This is a genomic window from Treponema sp. OMZ 805, assembly GCF_050937395.1.
Classification (GTDB): domain Bacteria; phylum Spirochaetota; class Spirochaetia; order Treponematales; family Treponemataceae; genus Treponema.
On sequence record NZ_JACCLP010000002.1, the window covers coordinates 34,854 to 51,550 of the forward strand.

Annotated in this window: 14 protein-coding genes and 3 tRNA genes; 11 read left to right on the forward strand and 6 right to left on the reverse strand. The window is 47.8% G+C overall.

Annotated features, from left to right (window positions below; all coding sequences use genetic code 11):
* Window positions 1-3: 3 nt before the first annotated feature.
* The 8 genes from HGH47_RS01950 (at window position 4) to clpX (ending at window position 5,535) form a co-directional block, all read left to right on the forward strand.
* Window positions 4-273 (forward strand): DUF3343 domain-containing protein, encoded by a 270-nt coding sequence (locus tag HGH47_RS01950; protein WP_212565518.1) that lies wholly within the window; start codon window positions 4-6, stop codon window positions 271-273.
* Between the two features lie 17 nt (window positions 274-290).
* Window positions 291-1,436 (forward strand): aminotransferase class V-fold PLP-dependent enzyme, encoded by a 1,146-nt coding sequence (locus HGH47_RS01955; RefSeq protein ID WP_212565517.1) that lies wholly within the window; start codon window positions 291-293, stop codon window positions 1,434-1,436.
* A gap of 430 nt (window positions 1,437-1,866) precedes the next feature.
* Window positions 1,867-1,939, forward strand: a tRNA-Lys gene (locus HGH47_RS01960).
* 83 nt (window positions 1,940-2,022) lie between these two features.
* Window positions 2,023-2,102, forward strand: a tRNA-Leu gene (locus tag HGH47_RS01965).
* 35 nt (window positions 2,103-2,137) lie between these two features.
* A tRNA-Gly gene (locus HGH47_RS01970) sits at window positions 2,138-2,209 on the forward strand.
* Between the two features lie 111 nt (window positions 2,210-2,320).
* Window positions 2,321-3,712, forward strand: a complete 1,392-nt coding sequence (tig, locus tag HGH47_RS01975) for a trigger factor (RefSeq protein ID WP_432909972.1) — start codon at window positions 2,321-2,323, stop codon at window positions 3,710-3,712.
* Window positions 3,693-4,298, forward strand: coding sequence for an ATP-dependent Clp endopeptidase proteolytic subunit ClpP (clpP, locus tag HGH47_RS01980; RefSeq protein WP_212565515.1), 606 nt, complete (start codon window positions 3,693-3,695; stop codon window positions 4,296-4,298). Before tig ends, clpP begins: the two co-directional genes overlap by 20 nt.
* The gene (clpX, locus tag HGH47_RS01985; protein ID WP_212565514.1) at window positions 4,291-5,535 is read left to right on the forward strand and encodes an ATP-dependent Clp protease ATP-binding subunit ClpX; all 1,245 of its coding nucleotides are present in this window, start codon (window positions 4,291-4,293) and stop codon (window positions 5,533-5,535) included. The genes clpP and clpX overlap by 8 nt, the downstream gene beginning before the upstream one ends.
* 188 nt (window positions 5,536-5,723) lie before the next feature.
* On the opposite strand, the gene HGH47_RS01990 is transcribed toward clpX, so the two are convergent.
* On the reverse strand, window positions 5,724-6,143 hold the full coding sequence (locus HGH47_RS01990; RefSeq protein WP_212565513.1) for a hypothetical protein: 420 nt from the start codon (window positions 6,141-6,143) through the stop codon (window positions 5,724-5,726).
* Window positions 6,144-6,393: 250 nt separating this feature from the next.
* Between HGH47_RS01990 and HGH47_RS01995 the strand changes: the two genes are divergently transcribed.
* Complete coding sequence (locus tag HGH47_RS01995) at window positions 6,394-7,986, forward strand: UDP-N-acetylmuramoyl-L-alanyl-D-glutamate--2,6-diaminopimelate ligase (RefSeq protein WP_432909977.1); 1,593 nt, start codon at window positions 6,394-6,396, stop codon at window positions 7,984-7,986.
* A 21-nt stretch (window positions 7,987-8,007) separates the two neighbouring features.
* Here the strand turns inward: HGH47_RS01995 and HGH47_RS02000 are convergent, their stop codons facing one another.
* The 4 genes from HGH47_RS02000 to HGH47_RS02015 form a co-directional block, all read right to left on the reverse strand.
* Window positions 8,008-9,468 (reverse strand): helix-turn-helix domain-containing protein, encoded by a 1,461-nt coding sequence (locus HGH47_RS02000; RefSeq protein WP_432909980.1) that lies wholly within the window; start codon window positions 9,466-9,468, stop codon window positions 8,008-8,010.
* Window positions 9,469-9,810: 342 nt separating this feature from the next.
* The gene (locus HGH47_RS02005) at window positions 9,811-11,007 is read right to left on the reverse strand and encodes a ZinT/AdcA family metal-binding protein (RefSeq protein WP_212565510.1); all 1,197 of its coding nucleotides are present in this window, start codon (window positions 11,005-11,007) and stop codon (window positions 9,811-9,813) included.
* A 106-nt stretch (window positions 11,008-11,113) separates the two neighbouring features.
* On the reverse strand, window positions 11,114-12,337 hold the full coding sequence (locus tag HGH47_RS02010) for a peptidase U32 family protein (RefSeq protein ID WP_212566619.1): 1,224 nt from the start codon (window positions 12,335-12,337) through the stop codon (window positions 11,114-11,116).
* Between the two features lie 5 nt (window positions 12,338-12,342).
* A complete protein-coding gene (locus tag HGH47_RS02015; RefSeq protein ID WP_432909984.1) occupies window positions 12,343-13,251 on the reverse strand; it encodes an alpha/beta hydrolase in 909 nt (302 codons plus the stop codon).
* 114 nt (window positions 13,252-13,365) lie between these two features.
* Here HGH47_RS02015 and aspS point away from each other — a divergent pair, with 114 nt between their 5' ends.
* Window positions 13,366-15,126 (forward strand): aspartate--tRNA ligase, encoded by a 1,761-nt coding sequence (gene aspS / locus HGH47_RS02020; protein WP_212565508.1) that lies wholly within the window; start codon window positions 13,366-13,368, stop codon window positions 15,124-15,126.
* A gap of 72 nt (window positions 15,127-15,198) precedes the next feature.
* Entirely contained in the window at window positions 15,199-16,305 is a 1,107-nt protein-coding gene (locus tag HGH47_RS02025) for an amino acid--tRNA ligase-related protein (protein WP_230974474.1), read from the forward strand.
* Here HGH47_RS02025 and HGH47_RS02030 read toward each other — a convergent pair.
* Complete coding sequence (locus tag HGH47_RS02030; RefSeq protein ID WP_253675714.1) at window positions 16,299-16,517, reverse strand: hypothetical protein; 219 nt, start codon at window positions 16,515-16,517, stop codon at window positions 16,299-16,301. The genes HGH47_RS02025 and HGH47_RS02030 overlap by 7 nt on opposite strands.
* Between the last annotated feature and the right edge of the window lie 180 nt (window positions 16,518-16,697).

The following is a 16,697-nucleotide window of genomic DNA, read 5'->3' on the forward strand; positions in this document are numbered from 1 at the left end:
ACCATGCAGAACGAAGTATTTTGCGTTATTTCATTTGATAGTGCTCATCAGGCAATCGCAGCGGAAATGGCAGTGACCGGTCTCTCCGGCGCCCGCCTGATCCCGCTCCCTCCGGAAATCTCGGAAGGTTGCGGAATGGCGCTGCGGGTCAACCGTGAAGATGCGGAAAAAGCGGTTGACTTATTAAAAACAAGCGGAGCTGCGTATCAGGATGTATATACCCTCACCGTCCACGGTGCAGACAGAACTGCTGTAAAGATGTCTGGGAAATAGTCGGAAGGGTAAGTAGTATGATTTATTTTGATAACAGTGCGACGACACTCCATAAGCCGGACAGTGTTGCAGATGCAGTGTATGACGCGATAGTCTCGCAGCAGTTTGCAAATCCGGGGCGTGCCGCGCATAAAACCGCCCATGCGGCACTCGCCTCTTTGTATAAAACCCGTGTTGCCGTTGCCCGTATCTTCCATATAACAGACCCGCTGCAAGTTGCCCTGTGCCAAAATGCAACGGCAGCCTTGAACCTTGTGCTCAAAAGTTTGTTCGGAGCAGGCGATCACCTCATTACCACTGCGCTTGAGCATAACTCGGTCTTGCGTCCGCTCTATCAGCTGGAAAGTCAGGGGGCGGAGCTTTCGATTATCGGCTTTGATCTTGAAACAGGCGCGCTTGACTATACGGCAATGGAAACGCAGATACGGAGCAATACCAAGGCGATTATTGTTACCGCCTGCTCCAATGTTATCGGCGCCGTTCCCGATATGCAGAGAATTTACGGCTTATGCAGAAAGAATGGGTTGACGCTGATTATCGATGCATCCCAAAGCGCCGGTACCATGCCGATGGATATTTCGCAATATGAACAAACTATTGTCTGCTTTACCGGGCATAAAGGGTTGTATGGTCCACAGGGTACCGGCGGCATCGTCGTGAACGGCGACTTTGCTTTTAAGCCGGTGTTTTCCGGCGGCAGCGGCATTCATTCTTTTGACAAAACACACCCTGCAACAATGCCTGATGTGTTTGAAGCCGGCACCATGAATGTGCCTTCCTTTGCCGGACTGACTGCAGGATGTGCATACATCGAAAATCTCGGACAAGAGAATGCCGCTGCGTATTTAGCAAAGCTGCGCGCATACTTTTTCAAACTCGCCGCAGACCTTCCGTTTATCACGCTCTATGCACCGAAAGTGCAGAATGCCGGTCCCGTTATCGGGCTGAACATTGGAACCGTGCCGTCTTCTGAAGTGAGCCGCCTCCTTGATGAACGGTACGGCATTGCAACCCGTCCGGGTGCCCACTGCGCTCCGCTTGTACACCGGAGCTATAAAACGGAAGCGCAAGGGATTGTCCGCTTCAGCTTTTCTACGTTTAATACGCCGGAAGAGATAGAGGCAGCTATTGATGCTCTTGGCGCCATCAGCGAGTCCTTTTGAAAATATACGACGCATCTGCGCCAAAACTATACATCCGTGTATAGTTTTGGCTACGAGTTTCGCGTCACCGCGAAACATCGCTTCTGCATAAAACTACCGCCATCCATGGCGGTACTGCGGTATGTTGATTTGGCAGGAGAGCAAACTCACCAGGCAGAGTAGATAAAAGCGCAGAATAATTGAGGCCGTGAGACCATTTGAACCATCTTCAACTGTTGTACATCCGTGTACAACAGTTGAAGGCGAGTTTTGTGCGTGCACAAAACATCGCTGCTGCATAAAACCACCGCCATCCGTGGCAGTTCTGGTTGAACGGCCTCAATTATTCTGCGGGGATGCTAAGAAATAGCCATGATGCGTTTGCACGGGGCTTGACTTTCTTTTGAAATTATGGAATACTCGTTCAGTCTTGCTAAGACATTTAAGCAATGGGCCATTAGCTCAGCTGGTAGAGCAACAGACTCTTAATCTGTGGGTCGCAGGTTCGAAGCCTGCATGGCTCAGATGAATAGGGTTTAAGTAGCCTAAAGGTTAGGACTTGACTTTCCTAGAAATCATCGGTATATTGTTTCGACTCACTTTGTGAGCGAGAGTGGTGGAATTGGCAGACACGCCAGACTTAGGATCTGGTGCCTCGGCGTGAGGGTTCAAGTCCCTCCTCTCGCAGGATTCCACACAGTCCATACCGAGCGATATATTTTGCGGGAATAGCTCAGTGGTAGAGCGCCACCTTGCCAAGGTGGATGTCGCGGGTTCAATCCCCGTTTCCCGCTCTTACAGAAGCGATTCGGTACATCCGAATCGCTTTTTTTTTAACCGGACGTTTCCGGTAAAGAATAAAGTTCTCTTGAGAGAAACCTTTTTAGGATCATAAGGATATGCCAATGAATTTTACGAAAGAATTTACCCCTATCGAAAAGTCTCGGATGAAACTTTCGATCACCGTTAAACAGGATGAGGTGCAAAACCGATATGCACTTTTAACGAAAAAATATGCGAAACAGCTCCAAATACCGGGCTTTCGTAAAGGCAAAGTACCGGTAAAAATCCTTGAACAAAAATTCGGCGAAACGCTGCGTGCCGAAACGTATGACGAAGTAATTCAGAATGTATTGGAAGAAGTGTTTGATGCTGCGGATAAATATTCACGGCCGTTGCCCTATTCGCAGCCTGAACTTGACGGTACACCCGATTTCAAACTCGACTCCGACTTGGTATTTACCGTTCTGTATGATGTGCTTCCCAAAGTAGAAATAACAAAGACGGAAGGCTTTACGGTATCCGTTCCCAAAGTGACCGTTACTGATGCCGATATCGAAAAAGAATTGAAGCTGATACAGGAACGCAATGCACTTGTCATCGATTGCAGCGATTCCGATACCGTTCAGAATGATAATATCGTAACTATCAACTATGTACAGCTTGATGATGCCGATGCGGAAATCGAAAGCTCAAAACGGAATGATTTTGTATTTACCGTTGGTAAGGGACAATTCCATTACGGCGTAGATGATGAGCTTATCGGTATGAAAAAAGGCGAAGAAAAGGTTATCACCAAGACATACCCTGCCGACCATATCGATAAAGAGCTTGCAGGAAAGACAATCAAGTTAAAGGTTACCGTAACTGCATTGAAGCGCAAAGACTTGCCCGCTATCGATGATGATCTTGCACAGGATGTCAGCGAGAAATACAAGACCCTTGCCGACTTAAAAGCCGACATATCGAAGAATCTTACCCGTCAGGTAGAAGATGTTTTAGAGCGGAAAAAGACCGACGATCTGCTGAAGCAGATGGCGGAAGCTAATCCTATAGAATTGCCTGAGTCCATGATTAAGGCGGAACTCGAAGGGCGGTGGGCTATGCTGGCACAGCGGTTGGGAATGTCGCCCGAAAACTTAGAAAAACTGACAGGCGGTGTAAACGGTAAGTTTTCTAAAGAATCTGCGATGGGTGAATGGCGGGCGGAGGCTGAGCTACGGCTTAAAACCCGCATTATTGTTGAAAAACTGATGGAAGAACGGGCTATTACTGCTTCGCCGGAAGATGTTGAAGCGGAATATGCTTCGATAGCCGAACGTACAGGGGCTTCAACGGAAGATGTTAAAAAGCATTATGACGGTACCCCCCGCGAAAAAGAATATTTGATTGATGATATTAAGGAGAAAAAACTCTACACACAGCTTTTTGAAAAATCGACGGTAAAACCGGGCGAGAAGCTGACGGTAGAACAATTACTTGGAGAGGGAGCTGCTGATGTCGGAACGGATGCATAGCCTTGTTCCTTATGTTATTGAGCAGACGGGAAACGGGGAGCGCAGCTACGATATCTTTTCCCGTCTATTAAAGGACCGTATCATCTTTGTTGATGGAGAAATAACCGATGCAACTGCTGATCTGGTAGTTGCACAGCTGCTTTTTCTGGAATCGCAGAATCCCGACAAAGATATCAGTCTTTATATCAATAGTCCGGGCGGTTCGGTAACGGCAGGACTCGCTATGTACGATACAATGCAGCATATTCATCCCGACGTGCAAACCATCTGTCTGGGGCAGGCAGCAAGTATGGCTGCCGTGCTTTTGGCAGGAGGGAGCAAAGGGAAGCGCTTTGCGCTGCCGTCTTCCCGCGTGATGATTCACCAACCGTGGGGCGGCGCGCAGGGACAGGCCAGCGATATTACCATACAAGCACGGGAAATACTCCGGTTAAAAAAGCTGATTATCCAATATTGCGCCCATCACACCGGAAAATCGGAGAAGGCGGTTGCCGAAGACATGGAACGGGATTTCTTTATGTCTGCGCAGGAGGCCTGCGAATACGGCATCGTTGATATGGTTATGGATAGGAGAAAAAATGCCTAAATTAAGAAGCGATCCTTCTTTGGTTTGCTCTTTTTGCGGTAAGCGGGAAGATGCAGGCCGTAAAATTGTTCCCGGTCCGGGAGTTGCTATCTGCGATCATTGTATTCAGCTCTGTAAGGAATACTTGAGCGCTTATAAAATGGCAATGCCTCTGCAGCTTTCAGGGGATATCCCGACACCGATGGAATTAAAGACCTATCTTGACGAATATGTTATCGGGCAAGAGAAAGCCAAACGGGTGTTATCGGTTGCCGTCTATAATCACTACAAGCGGATTATGCATCCGCCGACTGACCGAAATGCCGTTGTTATTGAAAAATCAAATGTTTTATTGATAGGGCCGACCGGTTCGGGGAAAACGCTATTGGCACGGACACTTGCACAAAAGATGAAAGTTCCGTTTGCTATTGCGGATGCGACTACTTTAACCGAGGCTGGCTATGTTGGTGAAGACGTTGAAAATATTCTCTTAAAACTGATCCAGAATGCAGACGGCGATATTGCCCGTGCCGAGCGCGGTATTATTTTTATCGACGAAATCGATAAGATTGCGCGGAAAAGTGAAAACGTGTCGATTACCCGTGATGTTTCGGGTGAAGGTGTGCAGCAGGCTCTATTGAAGATTGTTGAAGGAACCGTCGCTTCCGTTCCTCCTCAGGGCGGGCGTAAACATCCGAATCAGGATATGCTGAAGATCGATACGTCCAATATTCTGTTTATCTGCGGCGGCGCCTTTGTTGGACTTGATACGATTATCCAAACGCGCGTTGCGGAAAATCCGATGGGCTTTGCGGCTGATGTACGGTCTGCAAAAGAAAGGGATTTGCAGGAGTTGTACGACAAGCTCATTCCCGATGATTTGGTAAAGTTCGGCATTATTCCCGAGTTGATCGGGCGGCTTCCCATCAGTGTTTCGCTCAGCGATTTAAAACTCGAAGACCTGCGGCGTATTCTTGTTGAACCGAAAAATGCCATCATCAAACAGTTCCAAGAATCGTTTAAGCTTGATAACGTTAAGCTGACTTTTGATGATGCTGCCCTTGATGCGATTTCTCAGCAAGCGCTGGATCAAAATACCGGTGCACGCGGGCTTCGCTCTATTGTCGAAAAACTAATGCTTGATGCGATGTTTGAAGCTCCCTCGATGAAAGGGCAAAAAGAGCTGCATATCACGAAAAAAGTTATTGAGGAAACGGAAAAACCTGAGCTAAAACTGATTTCGGAAAAAACGGCGTAAGCTGCTTTTAACTTTGCTGTATTTTGCTTATTTGTTATTATTTGTCATTGTATAGGAAAGCCTCTAAAAAGCTTACTAAGCTTTTAGAGGACTCCTAAAATAAAAAGAGCCGACGCATTAAACGAGGTGAAAATTTAACTTCAACCGTTTGACGTCGGCTTTTTTGATGCTTCCATCAATTTAAAAAATCAGTTGCGATATTGTACGCAGATAAGCGCTCCTAGTACCATCAGGTGAGCGGATAGCTGCTGCAGATAGGTTAATAAACCGTGCACGCCATGAATGCCGCTGTTAAATGTTCCGATAAAATCGATCAAAACAATATTGATAATCCACAATACGATAAAAATAATCAAAATCACATTGAGAATCTGCGGAGAGAATGTAAACAACCCCATCAACAAGAAAAATCCGGCGATGAGTTCGCATACGGCAATCGCGATGATGATAATCGTACTTATCGTCGAGCTTTTTACCAACTGTGTAAGAAATGTAACTACCGGATTTAAATTACCGGCGCTGGATTGCATAAGCCCCGTTACGCCGCTGACCAGTAAGAAAAAAACAAGTGCAATTTGTAAGATGGTGATACCCATACTTCGTCTCATAAGAACCTCCAAGTATCTTCTGTAAGGACATCCTAAAACTTTGATCTCTAGAGATGCCCTGTATAATATCGGCGAATAACGCCAGACTTTTACGGTATTGATAATTGAAAACGGTAGAAATTGTTTACTCAATAGGACGTCTTCAATTATTTATGAATTACTCCTCTTGCCTGAATACTGCTTGCCGTTTATACTTCCCGCAATCAAATCTAAGCAAACCTCTAAAAATCTGAGGTTTTTAGAGGTTCCCATGTGTAATAACCAATATACAAAATCAATTCTTCAATGTCTTTTTTCTATAGAGCCGATAGCTGTTCACGGGGCAGATGTTACGGTTCATTCGCTTTCGTATGATTCGCGTGAAGTGCAGGCAGGCGCCGCTTTTTTTGCCTTGCCCGGCGTGCATACCGATGGTTCAAAGTTTGTCGATGCAGCTATTGCGAAGGGCGCCGTTGCGGTTATCCACGAAAAAACGCTTCCATTATACCAAGAGCATATTTGCTACGTTCAAGTGTCGGATGTCCGTGCCGCAATGGCCGCCGCTGCAGCTGCTTTTTTTGGCGAGCCTTCAAAAGATTTGGTAACAATCGGAGTAACCGGTACGGAAGGAAAAACCAGCACCGTCGACTTTATCTGGCAGTTGCTGCGGCTTGCCGGAAAAAAAGCGGGGTTTTCTTCAACCGTGTCTTTTTCGCTTGGGGATGAATCCGTCGCTAATCCGGCGCATCAAACAACGCCCGAATCGGTTACCGTGCAGGAACGGCTTGCCCGTATGCGGGATAACGGTTGCGAATATGCAGTCGTGGAAGCGTCATCGCACGGGCTTTCTCCCCGAACGGCGCGCCTATTGCAGGTGCAGTTCGATGCGGGCGTATTTATGAATGTTACGCAGGAGCATTTGGAATTTCACGGCACCTTTGAACAATACCGCTACGATAAAGCGAACTTATTCCGCGCATTGGATACCCATGATCATAAGAAAAAAAACGGAACGGTTGCAGCTTTCGGCATTGTCAATCTTGAAGATCCGTCTGCCACCTATTTTGCACAGGCAACACATCAGCCGGTGTTCGGATTTGCTTTGCAGAAGCATGTCGACGCTACGGCAACTCCTTCGGCCTCGATTCCAAATTTTGCAGGCGGCTTATATGCCGATAACGTACATGAAGGGGAGACCGGTTTAACCTTTACAATCCACACAGCGTTTAACGGTGTAAAGGAAGTGTATGAGGCCGTCGCTCCGGTAACCGGCTTTTTTAATGTGTATAATATCCTTGCTGCCCTTATCGCTGTGCATAATTTAACAGGCGGGCCGTTTGAAACACTTGTATCCTTGCTGAATCGGCTTGTGCCGGTCAGAGGGAGAATGTGCCGTGTTGAAGCGGGGCAGGACTTTGAAGTGCTTATCGACTATGCGCATACGCCGTCATCATTCCAAGTAATTATGCCGTCTGTCCGAGACCGTGTTAAAGCGAAAGGCGGTCGTGTGATTGCCGTATTCGGTTCGGGCGGAGAGCGCGATACCGTTAAACGACCGGAGCAGGGGCGGATTGCCGGAGAATACTGCGATATTGTTATCCTCACCGATGAAGACCCTCGCGGCGAAGACCCTGTCGAGCTTTTGGAAATGATTGCAGCAGGCTGTCCTAACAAGAAGCGCGGCGAGGAGCTGTTTATTATTCCTGACCGGCCTACTGCCATCCGCAAAGCCTTCTCCCTTGCACAACCGAATGATGCGGTACTCTTGCTTGGAAAGGGGCATGAAAATTCGATTATCGGAAAAAACGGTGCCACCCCCTATGACGAATACACCGAAGCGCTCAATGCTCTGCGGGAAATGTAGTTTTTTACAGAAGCCCTATAATCACTGTGTAGGATTTGCTGTAAATACTTGGCGTTTAAATTCCGAAGGCGTAAGTCCGTACCGCTTTTTAAAAGCACGGCGGAACGTTTGTGTATTTGCATAACCGCAGCGTTCCGCTAAAACGGTAAGCGATGCTTTCGTGTCTTCCGTAATCAGCGCTTGAGCTTTTTCGAGCCGTTTATCTTCCAAATATTGAGCAAAACTTTTTTGCATTCTGGTACGAAAAAAATAGTATAGAAAATTTTCCGTCATCCCGAAATCCTGCGCCATTTGAGAAAGATTTAAAAGCGGATTTGCATAAGATTGTTCTATATATTCGGCAATATGATTTATAAGGGTTATATCTTTTCCTTGATATACATCTGCCGATACCGTATGTTCGTTGTCGTTGATTCGTGCGGAGGGTTTAATACCCCGACGCTCTGCGTCGTAACAAAGGGTATTAAAGCCGACTGCAACCACCTTATGAGAACAACATACCCCGACGCTTGCGTCGGGGTTGTTGATTGCTTCGGGTTGAGATTCCTGAAATGAGCAAAGAGGAGACTGCGAAGAACTTTTTCGCGGTAAGCGGAGCAATAATACAGCTGTATATCCGATATAAGATAAAAGACAAAACATAAATACGGCAGACACGGCAAAACGTCCGGTTAATATGTGCTGAACAAATGTGAATTGCGGAATGCTTACAAGAAGGACAGTATCGGTACCCCGTATCGCTTGCGCAAAGAGAAAATAAGATTTGCCGCGTATACGCTGTTGCATAACGATTATCGGCTCGCTTCTTTCGGTTTGCATCGGTTTCGGCATGGCCGATAGCATTGTTTGTATTTCGGATTGTACGGGTTCGGTTTCTTTTACTGCCCCGTCAGGGCGGATAAGCAGCGGCCTGCCTTTGCTGTCAATAAGCCAAAAGACGGCTTCGGTAGAAGCCGGAAGAGCGGAAAAAAGCCCTTCAAAATAGCTTGTTTTTAAAAGTATTATGAGCTTTCCCTCATTTGCCGCAGTATTTTGCAAAGGAAAGGTCTGTTCAAATACAAGAAGTTTTCTCCGTATTCCTTTAGAAACCACCGGAGATTCAGGCAACCATGCATTGACATATACAGGCCGTAGATAGTGTTCCCGCCATTGTCTGCTGTTTAAATCTTGGAATGCAAAAAGAGCTGTATACATGGCATCTATATCGAAAAAAGCGTTGTCCGCTTCCAGTAAATAGTCGCTCTTTTTAGAATAAAGATACAGCGAATCGATTGCCGGATGCACCGATTTGATATATGAGAGCTGACGCTGTGCATTGATAAGTATTTGTATATCGGCAGAACCTTGTACAATCGTATTCTGCATTACAAAGGCTTGTACGTCGGTATTGATCATCAGCATATAAGAAAGCCGTTGTATTTCGCTCATTGTTAAATGGAGAGTATCAGCCGTTTTAATCAGCGTGTTTTTACAGGTATCCATTCGGTTTTTTATTGCACGGCGAAAGAACCTGTATTCAGCGGCAGCTATCGCGACACAAGCAACACAGCATAGTGCAAATAAAGAACGGGAGGCGGAAATTTTCTGTATGTTTTGCCACAACGATCGAATCGACACGATGAAAAAAGTATACCATGTTTAAAGTAAAAATGCAAAAACATCGCTGCTGTCTGGAACCACGGGTATCCGTGCCGGTAAGAAACGGCGGGTATTAACCCCTCAAATAAAAAAAGAGCGGCCTTATGGGGACATATAAGACCGCTCAAAAACTTATTTTGGGAGGGATACTCCTATTTTTTCTTATCGATGTAGCCGCTTTTCACGTTATTTTGTCGCTTCTTTTAAAAGCTTACGGCACGTACTGAGTACGCGAGTTGCGACCAATTCTTCGGAGCTGTCAGCCGGAATACAGGTCGGCTTTGCACCGTCCGTTTTTTCGATTTCGCTCGGCTTCATTCCGTACCATACATGCATGTGCGCGGGGCTGCCGTGTGGTGTCGTCATAGATAAAAAGGCGAATTTTCCCGCTTTTTTCCGGTCGGAAGCAACAAACGCCGTTGCCATAGCACGCAGTTTATTAGCGCCGTCGCGGTTGTAAGCAACTCTCGAAAGTTCGGTGTCGCCCTTCCATACAACCAGTTCGTTCTTATCGTTTCCGGTAATAAACTCAAGGTGCGTAAAGTCGGAAGCAGTACCGTAGCTTTTCTTTGCCATCATAATGATTTCTTCTTTGGTAAAGTCGCTGCCGTCTTTCTTTCCGGAAAATTCTTTAATGAGCTTTGTATATGCTTCCTGAACGGCAGGACGAGGATCGTCATAGATAAGCGCAGTGTTGATCCATTTGCCCGTATACGGCATAAGGGACGCTTTCGGTAACATCTCCGCAATTTCCTTAATCATGCCGGTCATTTCGTTTAACAGAGTTTCGTGCGAAACAGCCGTATCGGCATAGCTCGGCCACCAGAGCGGATCGCTTTCTACCAGCGACTTAATGTCTTTGCTGCCGAATCGTACGTGCCAGTGCAATAAGCCATCTTCGGAATCTCGACCCGGAGGTACGATAATAAAATACTGTGCTTCCGCTAAGCCCTGTACCGGTTTTATCGCCTCAAATGCGTACCATGAGTGGCCTTCAATTCCTTGCATGGGCTTCGTTCCGGTATAACGATATTCGCACGGAATTTGTTTTTCGTTACCGTCTTTGTCCATCACGGTAAACAATACGGTATTGGAACCGTCAAACTTGATTTTTACGAAAGGCGTTGCAAACATAGAAGAAACCGCTGCCTTTAATCCGTCTTCGGTATAGTACGGCATCTTTTCCGCTTGCATTCTATATGCGTCATTTAACTGAGTTGCACCGGAAATCGCGCTAAAGGATTGCCATTCACCCTTCCATGCAGAGAGTTCGTTTCCCGCTTCGAGCTTTGCAGCTGCGGATGTCGATTTACATCCGGTGAAAAATACGGTCAGCAACAGCAATACTGCCGCTCCGTATCCGATATGTTTTTTAGATAACATCTAAAAACCTCCTAAAGTTTACCTATACTGACAAAAATTATAAAAAATGTCAACCGTTTCTAACAGACCGTATGAATAAAATGTCCTATTCTATCATTTCCGAATTTTAGCAGCTCTTTGTACGCACGATAAAACCGCTGCGCAGCGGGACGTTTGTTTCGATAATGCAGGGATGTCCGTGGCATACCCAATCGCGGACAGTATCGGTTTCGGGGTTGAGCAGGGTGTAATTGCGGTCTTCGATTGCGCAGATGTCGGGACCGATGTACTCAAGCGGCATATCTGCGGTAATCTTATTCATCGATATGAATTCATAGCGGTTGGTGCCGAGTTCTTTCCCGATGGTACCGGCCATATTATACGGTGACTTGGATTCCCCGCGGGTTGTTTTATTTGCATCATCCTTTGAAAAATAAAAGCCGGTACCGAACGCACGGTGCGCCGTATTGTATAGCTCTTTCACAAAGGGCTCCGCTTCCGCAGGAGAGATTTTGCCGAATAAGGCGTCGATCCGCTTCCGGTAGGCGCGGGTAACAAGCGCGGTATAATAGAGGCTTTTCATTCTTCCTTCTATTTTAAGCGCATCGGCGCCTGCTTTTTTCAGGTCGGCAAGGTAGTCTATCATGCAAAGGTCTTTAGACGAAAAAAGCGCCGTATAACCGTCGCCCTCTTCTACGGGAAAGTATTCACCCGGGCGCTCTTTTTCTTCAACGGCAAGCGAATAGTCCCAGCGGCAGGAGTGGGTGCAGGCTCCGGCATTTGCGCTGCGGCCGGTAAGGTATGCGCTAATAAGGCAGCGCCCCGAATACGCAATGCACATTGCGCCGTGTACAAAGCACTCAAGCTCTATCTCCGGTACATGCGCTTTTATTTCGGCAATATCCGCAAGCGAGGCCTCTCTACCGAGTACCACGCGCTTAAATCCCAAGTCGCGGTATACTCGCACCGCTTCATAGTTGATGCAGTTTGCCTGTGTGCTGAGGTGGATCGGCACATCGGGAAAATGCTTGCGCAGTACGGAAACCATTCCGATATCCTGAACAATAAAGGCATCGATGGGGTAGAGCTTAAAATAATCAGCCTCCGCTAAAAAGGCCTTAATGTCCTCATTATGAAAAGAAATATTCAGCGCACAGAGCAGCTTTTTTGGTTTACCTTGTTTTGCATAGTGCGCTTTGAGCGCATGGATGGTTTTGTATTCGTCGGTAAAAAAATTATCGGCTTTTACCCGCAAAGAAAAATTTTTGAGGCCGATGTAAGCGGCATCGGCTCCGTATTCCCACGCGTAGTGTAGTTTTTCCAAATTTCCGGCAGGGGCTACCAATTCCATCATGGTTATCGTTCTTCCTCAATAAAAAGAGACTGCACCCATTGTCCCATTTTCTCTACCGCTAAGTGAGCTTCTTTTGCCTGTGCGTCCATCGCCTGAAAGAAATGCCACATCTCCGGCCATATATCTAACCGGACTTGGCCGCCGGCTGCTTCAAGCTTCTGCGCAAGCGCTTTTGCATCCGCCGACAGTATTTCCTTACCGCCACATTGGATAAAAACCGGCGGAAAGTTCGTAAAGGAACCGTACAGCGGAGATACCAGGGGGTTCTGAAAATTCTCAGCTGTTGTGTAGCGTCCGGCAACTGCCAGAAGTGACTCTTTCAGCAAAAATTTATCGGATTTTTGTAACGTATGTATTTCTTCGTTTGAGCATGAAATGTCCAGCCATGGAGAAATGAGTACGAGCGCGGCAGGCTGCGGTAATTTTTTTTGTCTTAAATAATGAACAAGCGCCGTTGCCAAAGCAGCCCCCGCTTCGTCTCCGGCAATAACGACCGACTTCGGAGAAAAGGCGTATTTTTTCAGTATCCCTCGATAGGTAATAAAGATATCCTCCAATCCGGCCGGAAAGGGATATTCGGGTGCACGGCGGTATTCCGGCAAAAACAACTTGCACGCGCATTCGTGAGCAAACGACGCGCAAAAGTTCCGTGAAGCCTTACATGATCCATTTACAAATGAGCCACCGTGCGCATAAAGAATAACACGGTTTGCTGCCGCTACTTCCGGCTCCAGAATTTCTACCGGTACCGAATCGAGCGTATCTCGTGTTATATCCGTATTGTTAGGCAGATACGGCGAGTAAAAAAAAGAATCATATTCCTCCCGGATGCTACTCAACGGTATTTTAGGAGAATAGAGGGTCTTTTTGAATGATTTTTGAATCTGTCGCAGTGAATTTGTCCCATCCATCGGAGCAGTATACAGAATCTTTTGCGCTCATTCCAGCCCCCTTTTGCAAAAGTGTATAAATTCAGAATTGCATAAACGCTCCGTTTTAACTATACTTATTCTATTATGATAGAAATGAAACGGACCGTTACCTGCGGAGAATTACAAAAAAGCGACGCCGGTAAAACAGTAGTATTAAACGGATGGGTGCACCGCAAGCGCGACCATGGGGGTATCTCTTTTATAAACTTACGCGACCGCTACGGACTGACACAGGTGGTTGTCGATGACGATGCAAGCACTGAGCTAAAAGAAACCGCAGCCGGTTTGAAGATGGAATATTGTATTGCCGTTGAAGGTACGGTGCGGGAGCGTCCCGATTCCATGGTCAATACGGACATGACGACCGGCCATATCGAAGTTAAGGCTCAACGCATTATGGTGCTGTCAAAGAGCGCGGTGCTGCCCTTCCAGATTGACGAAAAAACCAACGCCAACGAAGATCTCCGGCTCAAGTACCGCTACCTCGACCTGCGTTCCCAAACCATGCAGGATCACCTGATACTGCGGTCAAAGGTTACGTTCGCTGTGCGGGAATTCTTGACCGGTAAAAATTTCCTTGAGATTGAAACGCCGACCTTTATTAAATCCACGCCGGAGGGCGCGCGCGACTACCTTGTGCCGTCCCGCCTGTATCCGGGTAAGTTCTATGCGCTGCCTCAGTCCCCGCAGCTGTACAAGCAGATACTGATGGTCTCCGGTTTTGACCGCTACTTTCAGATTGCACGCTGCTACCGCGATGAAGACGCGCGAGGCGACCGTCAGCCTGAGTTCACGCAGATCGATATCGAAATGAGCTTTGTCTCCCGCGATGATGTCCTCAACGTTACCGAAGACATGTTTCGCACGGTGTTCAAAAAGACCATCGGCGCGGATTTGGCGCAGTCATTCCCGCGTATCAGCTATGATGAAGCCATCGACCTCTACGGCACCGACAAACCCGATATCCGGTTCGAGATGAAGCTGCAGGATGCCGCATGGATGGCGGAATGCACGGACTTTGCCGTGTTTAAAGATGCGCTCGCTGCCGGAGGAGCTGTTAAAGCGCTCACCGTGAAGGGACAGGCGGGTAGCTACAGCCGCAAGAAGATAGAAGAGCTGGAAGCAACGGCAAAGATATACAAGGCGAAGGGGCTTGCATGGACAAAAGTTGCAGGCGGTGCCTTTGAAGGAGGCATTGCCAAATACTGCGCCGGAGCGGAAGCTGAAATATGCAAAAAATTGAACGCGCAAGACGGCGACCTTCTCCTCTTTGTTGCGGACGCAAAGTATAAAACCGCCTGTACCGCGCTCGGCGCCGTCAGAAGCAAGCTCGGCAAGGATTTGAATCTACTTGACCCAAAAGTATTCGCCTTTTTGTGGGTTATCGACTTTCCGCTCTTTGAATGGAACGAGGATGAGCAAAAATGGGATCCCGCGCACCACATGTTCTCTGCGCCGCAGGAACGCTACCTTGACACGCTGGAGCAAAACCCCGGCGAAGTAAAAGGCGACCTGTACGACCTCGTACTCAACGGATACGAAGTCGCGTCCGGTTCAATCAGAATCCATAACCCGGAGCTGCAAAAGCGGATATTCAACATTGTCGGCTTTAACCCCGCCGATGCGGAAAAGAAGTTCGGCTTTTTAACGGAAGCGTTCAAGTACGGCGCGCCGCCCCACGGAGGGATTGCCCCCGGGCTTGACCGCATCGTAATGCTGATGGCAGGCGAAAGTTCGATTAAAGAGGTCATCGCCTTCCCCAAAAACACCTTCGCCGTCAGCCCCATGGATGAAAGCCCCAGCGAGGTTGACGAAAAGCAGCTTGCCGAACTCCACTTGAGCATTCGGGAATAGCATGGATGAAGCAAGGCATCAATTATTCTGCGGGAATATTCCGCAAGATGATGCGTTTGCCTTGAAAAAATTATGGACATAGAAGCTATCGAATTCCGTGCGGCTTGTTTACAGGCGGCGCGGAATTTTTTTATTACACATGGATATCTGGAGTTGGACACTCCGGCGCTCTCGTCGGCGCTCATCCCCGAAAGCTGCCTTGAAGTGTTCCGCACGGAGTACCTCAAACCCTTTAAAACCGGCGAGGATGCGGCAGTCCCGCTCTTTCTTGTTCCCTCCCCGGAAGTATTCATCAAGCCGGTTATCGCCGCGCACGGCCGCTCGGTGTTTCAGCTTTCCAAATGTTACCGCAACTGCGAATCCGTCGGGCATATTCATAATCCAGAATTTACCATGCTGGAATATTACACCATGCAAGCGGATTGCCGCGATTCCATCAAGATTACTGAAGCTTTTCTACAGACTATGGCGCAGGCAGTTGCGGGGATGCCGCTTGCTGATCCCGAATTGGGTGCGGTGCTTTCCAAACCGTTTTTGCAGCTGACCATGGACGAAGCCTTTAAACGATTCGCCGGTTTTTCCCTCGCAGAAGCGGAAACGCCGGAGCTTGCTTTCCATGCGGAACGGCTCGGTCTCGGCGGCAGGGCGCAGTATGAAGATTGGGCGTGGGATGATTTATACGAACTGCTCTTGGTGCACTGCATCGAGCCGCAGCTTCCGTCCGATGTGCCGGTTGCGCTGCTGGACTACCCCGCGCGGGTACCTTGCCTTGCACAGGAACGGACGGAACAGCGTACCGCCGCTGACGGGCGCCGTTTTATATGGAAGACAAAAGAGCGGTGGGAAGTGTATGTACGCGGAGTGGAGCTTGCAAACTGCTATACCGAAGCGCGGGATGCGGGAGAGATCAACCGTTCATTTGCAGATGAGGCTGCAATCAAAAATGCAACCGCGCGGGTACCGCATCCCGTACCGGATAACTTCGGCGGGATGTGCGCCCGCATGCCCCCTTGTTCGGGCGTCGCGATGGGCTTTGACCGCCTCATCATGCTGCTCGGCGGAAAAAAAACACTCGAACCGTTTTTATACAGCGGGATGTGGGGGGATCGCACTCTTAATTACTCAACACGATGTGAAGCTGCCGGTTTTTTATATCATACGCTGGATACTGCTCAATAGTTTTGACCGTTTTGAATATCATAAATTCGCTTGTATAAACCGCCTCGTTCCGGCAACTCGCGGTGTGTGCCCTGCTGGGTAATTTTTCCGTCTTCCAATACGATGATGATATCGGCATCTTTGACCGTAGCGATGTGGTGAGAAATGATGATCACCGTTTTATGTTTATTTTCATTTTTGAGCGCGGCTCTGATTGCCGCATCGGTTTCCATATCAACTGCAGAAAGTGAATCGTCAAAGATCAAGCTAGGCGCATCATTAATTAGCGATTTTAATCAAGCTCGGCTGTAGAGCTGCAGCAATCTGAGCAAGCAGTGCAAACATAAGCGCAAGCAGATATAAGAGACGGAATCCTTTTAAATACGAAAAGAGCCGAACAAAATTTTTCACGG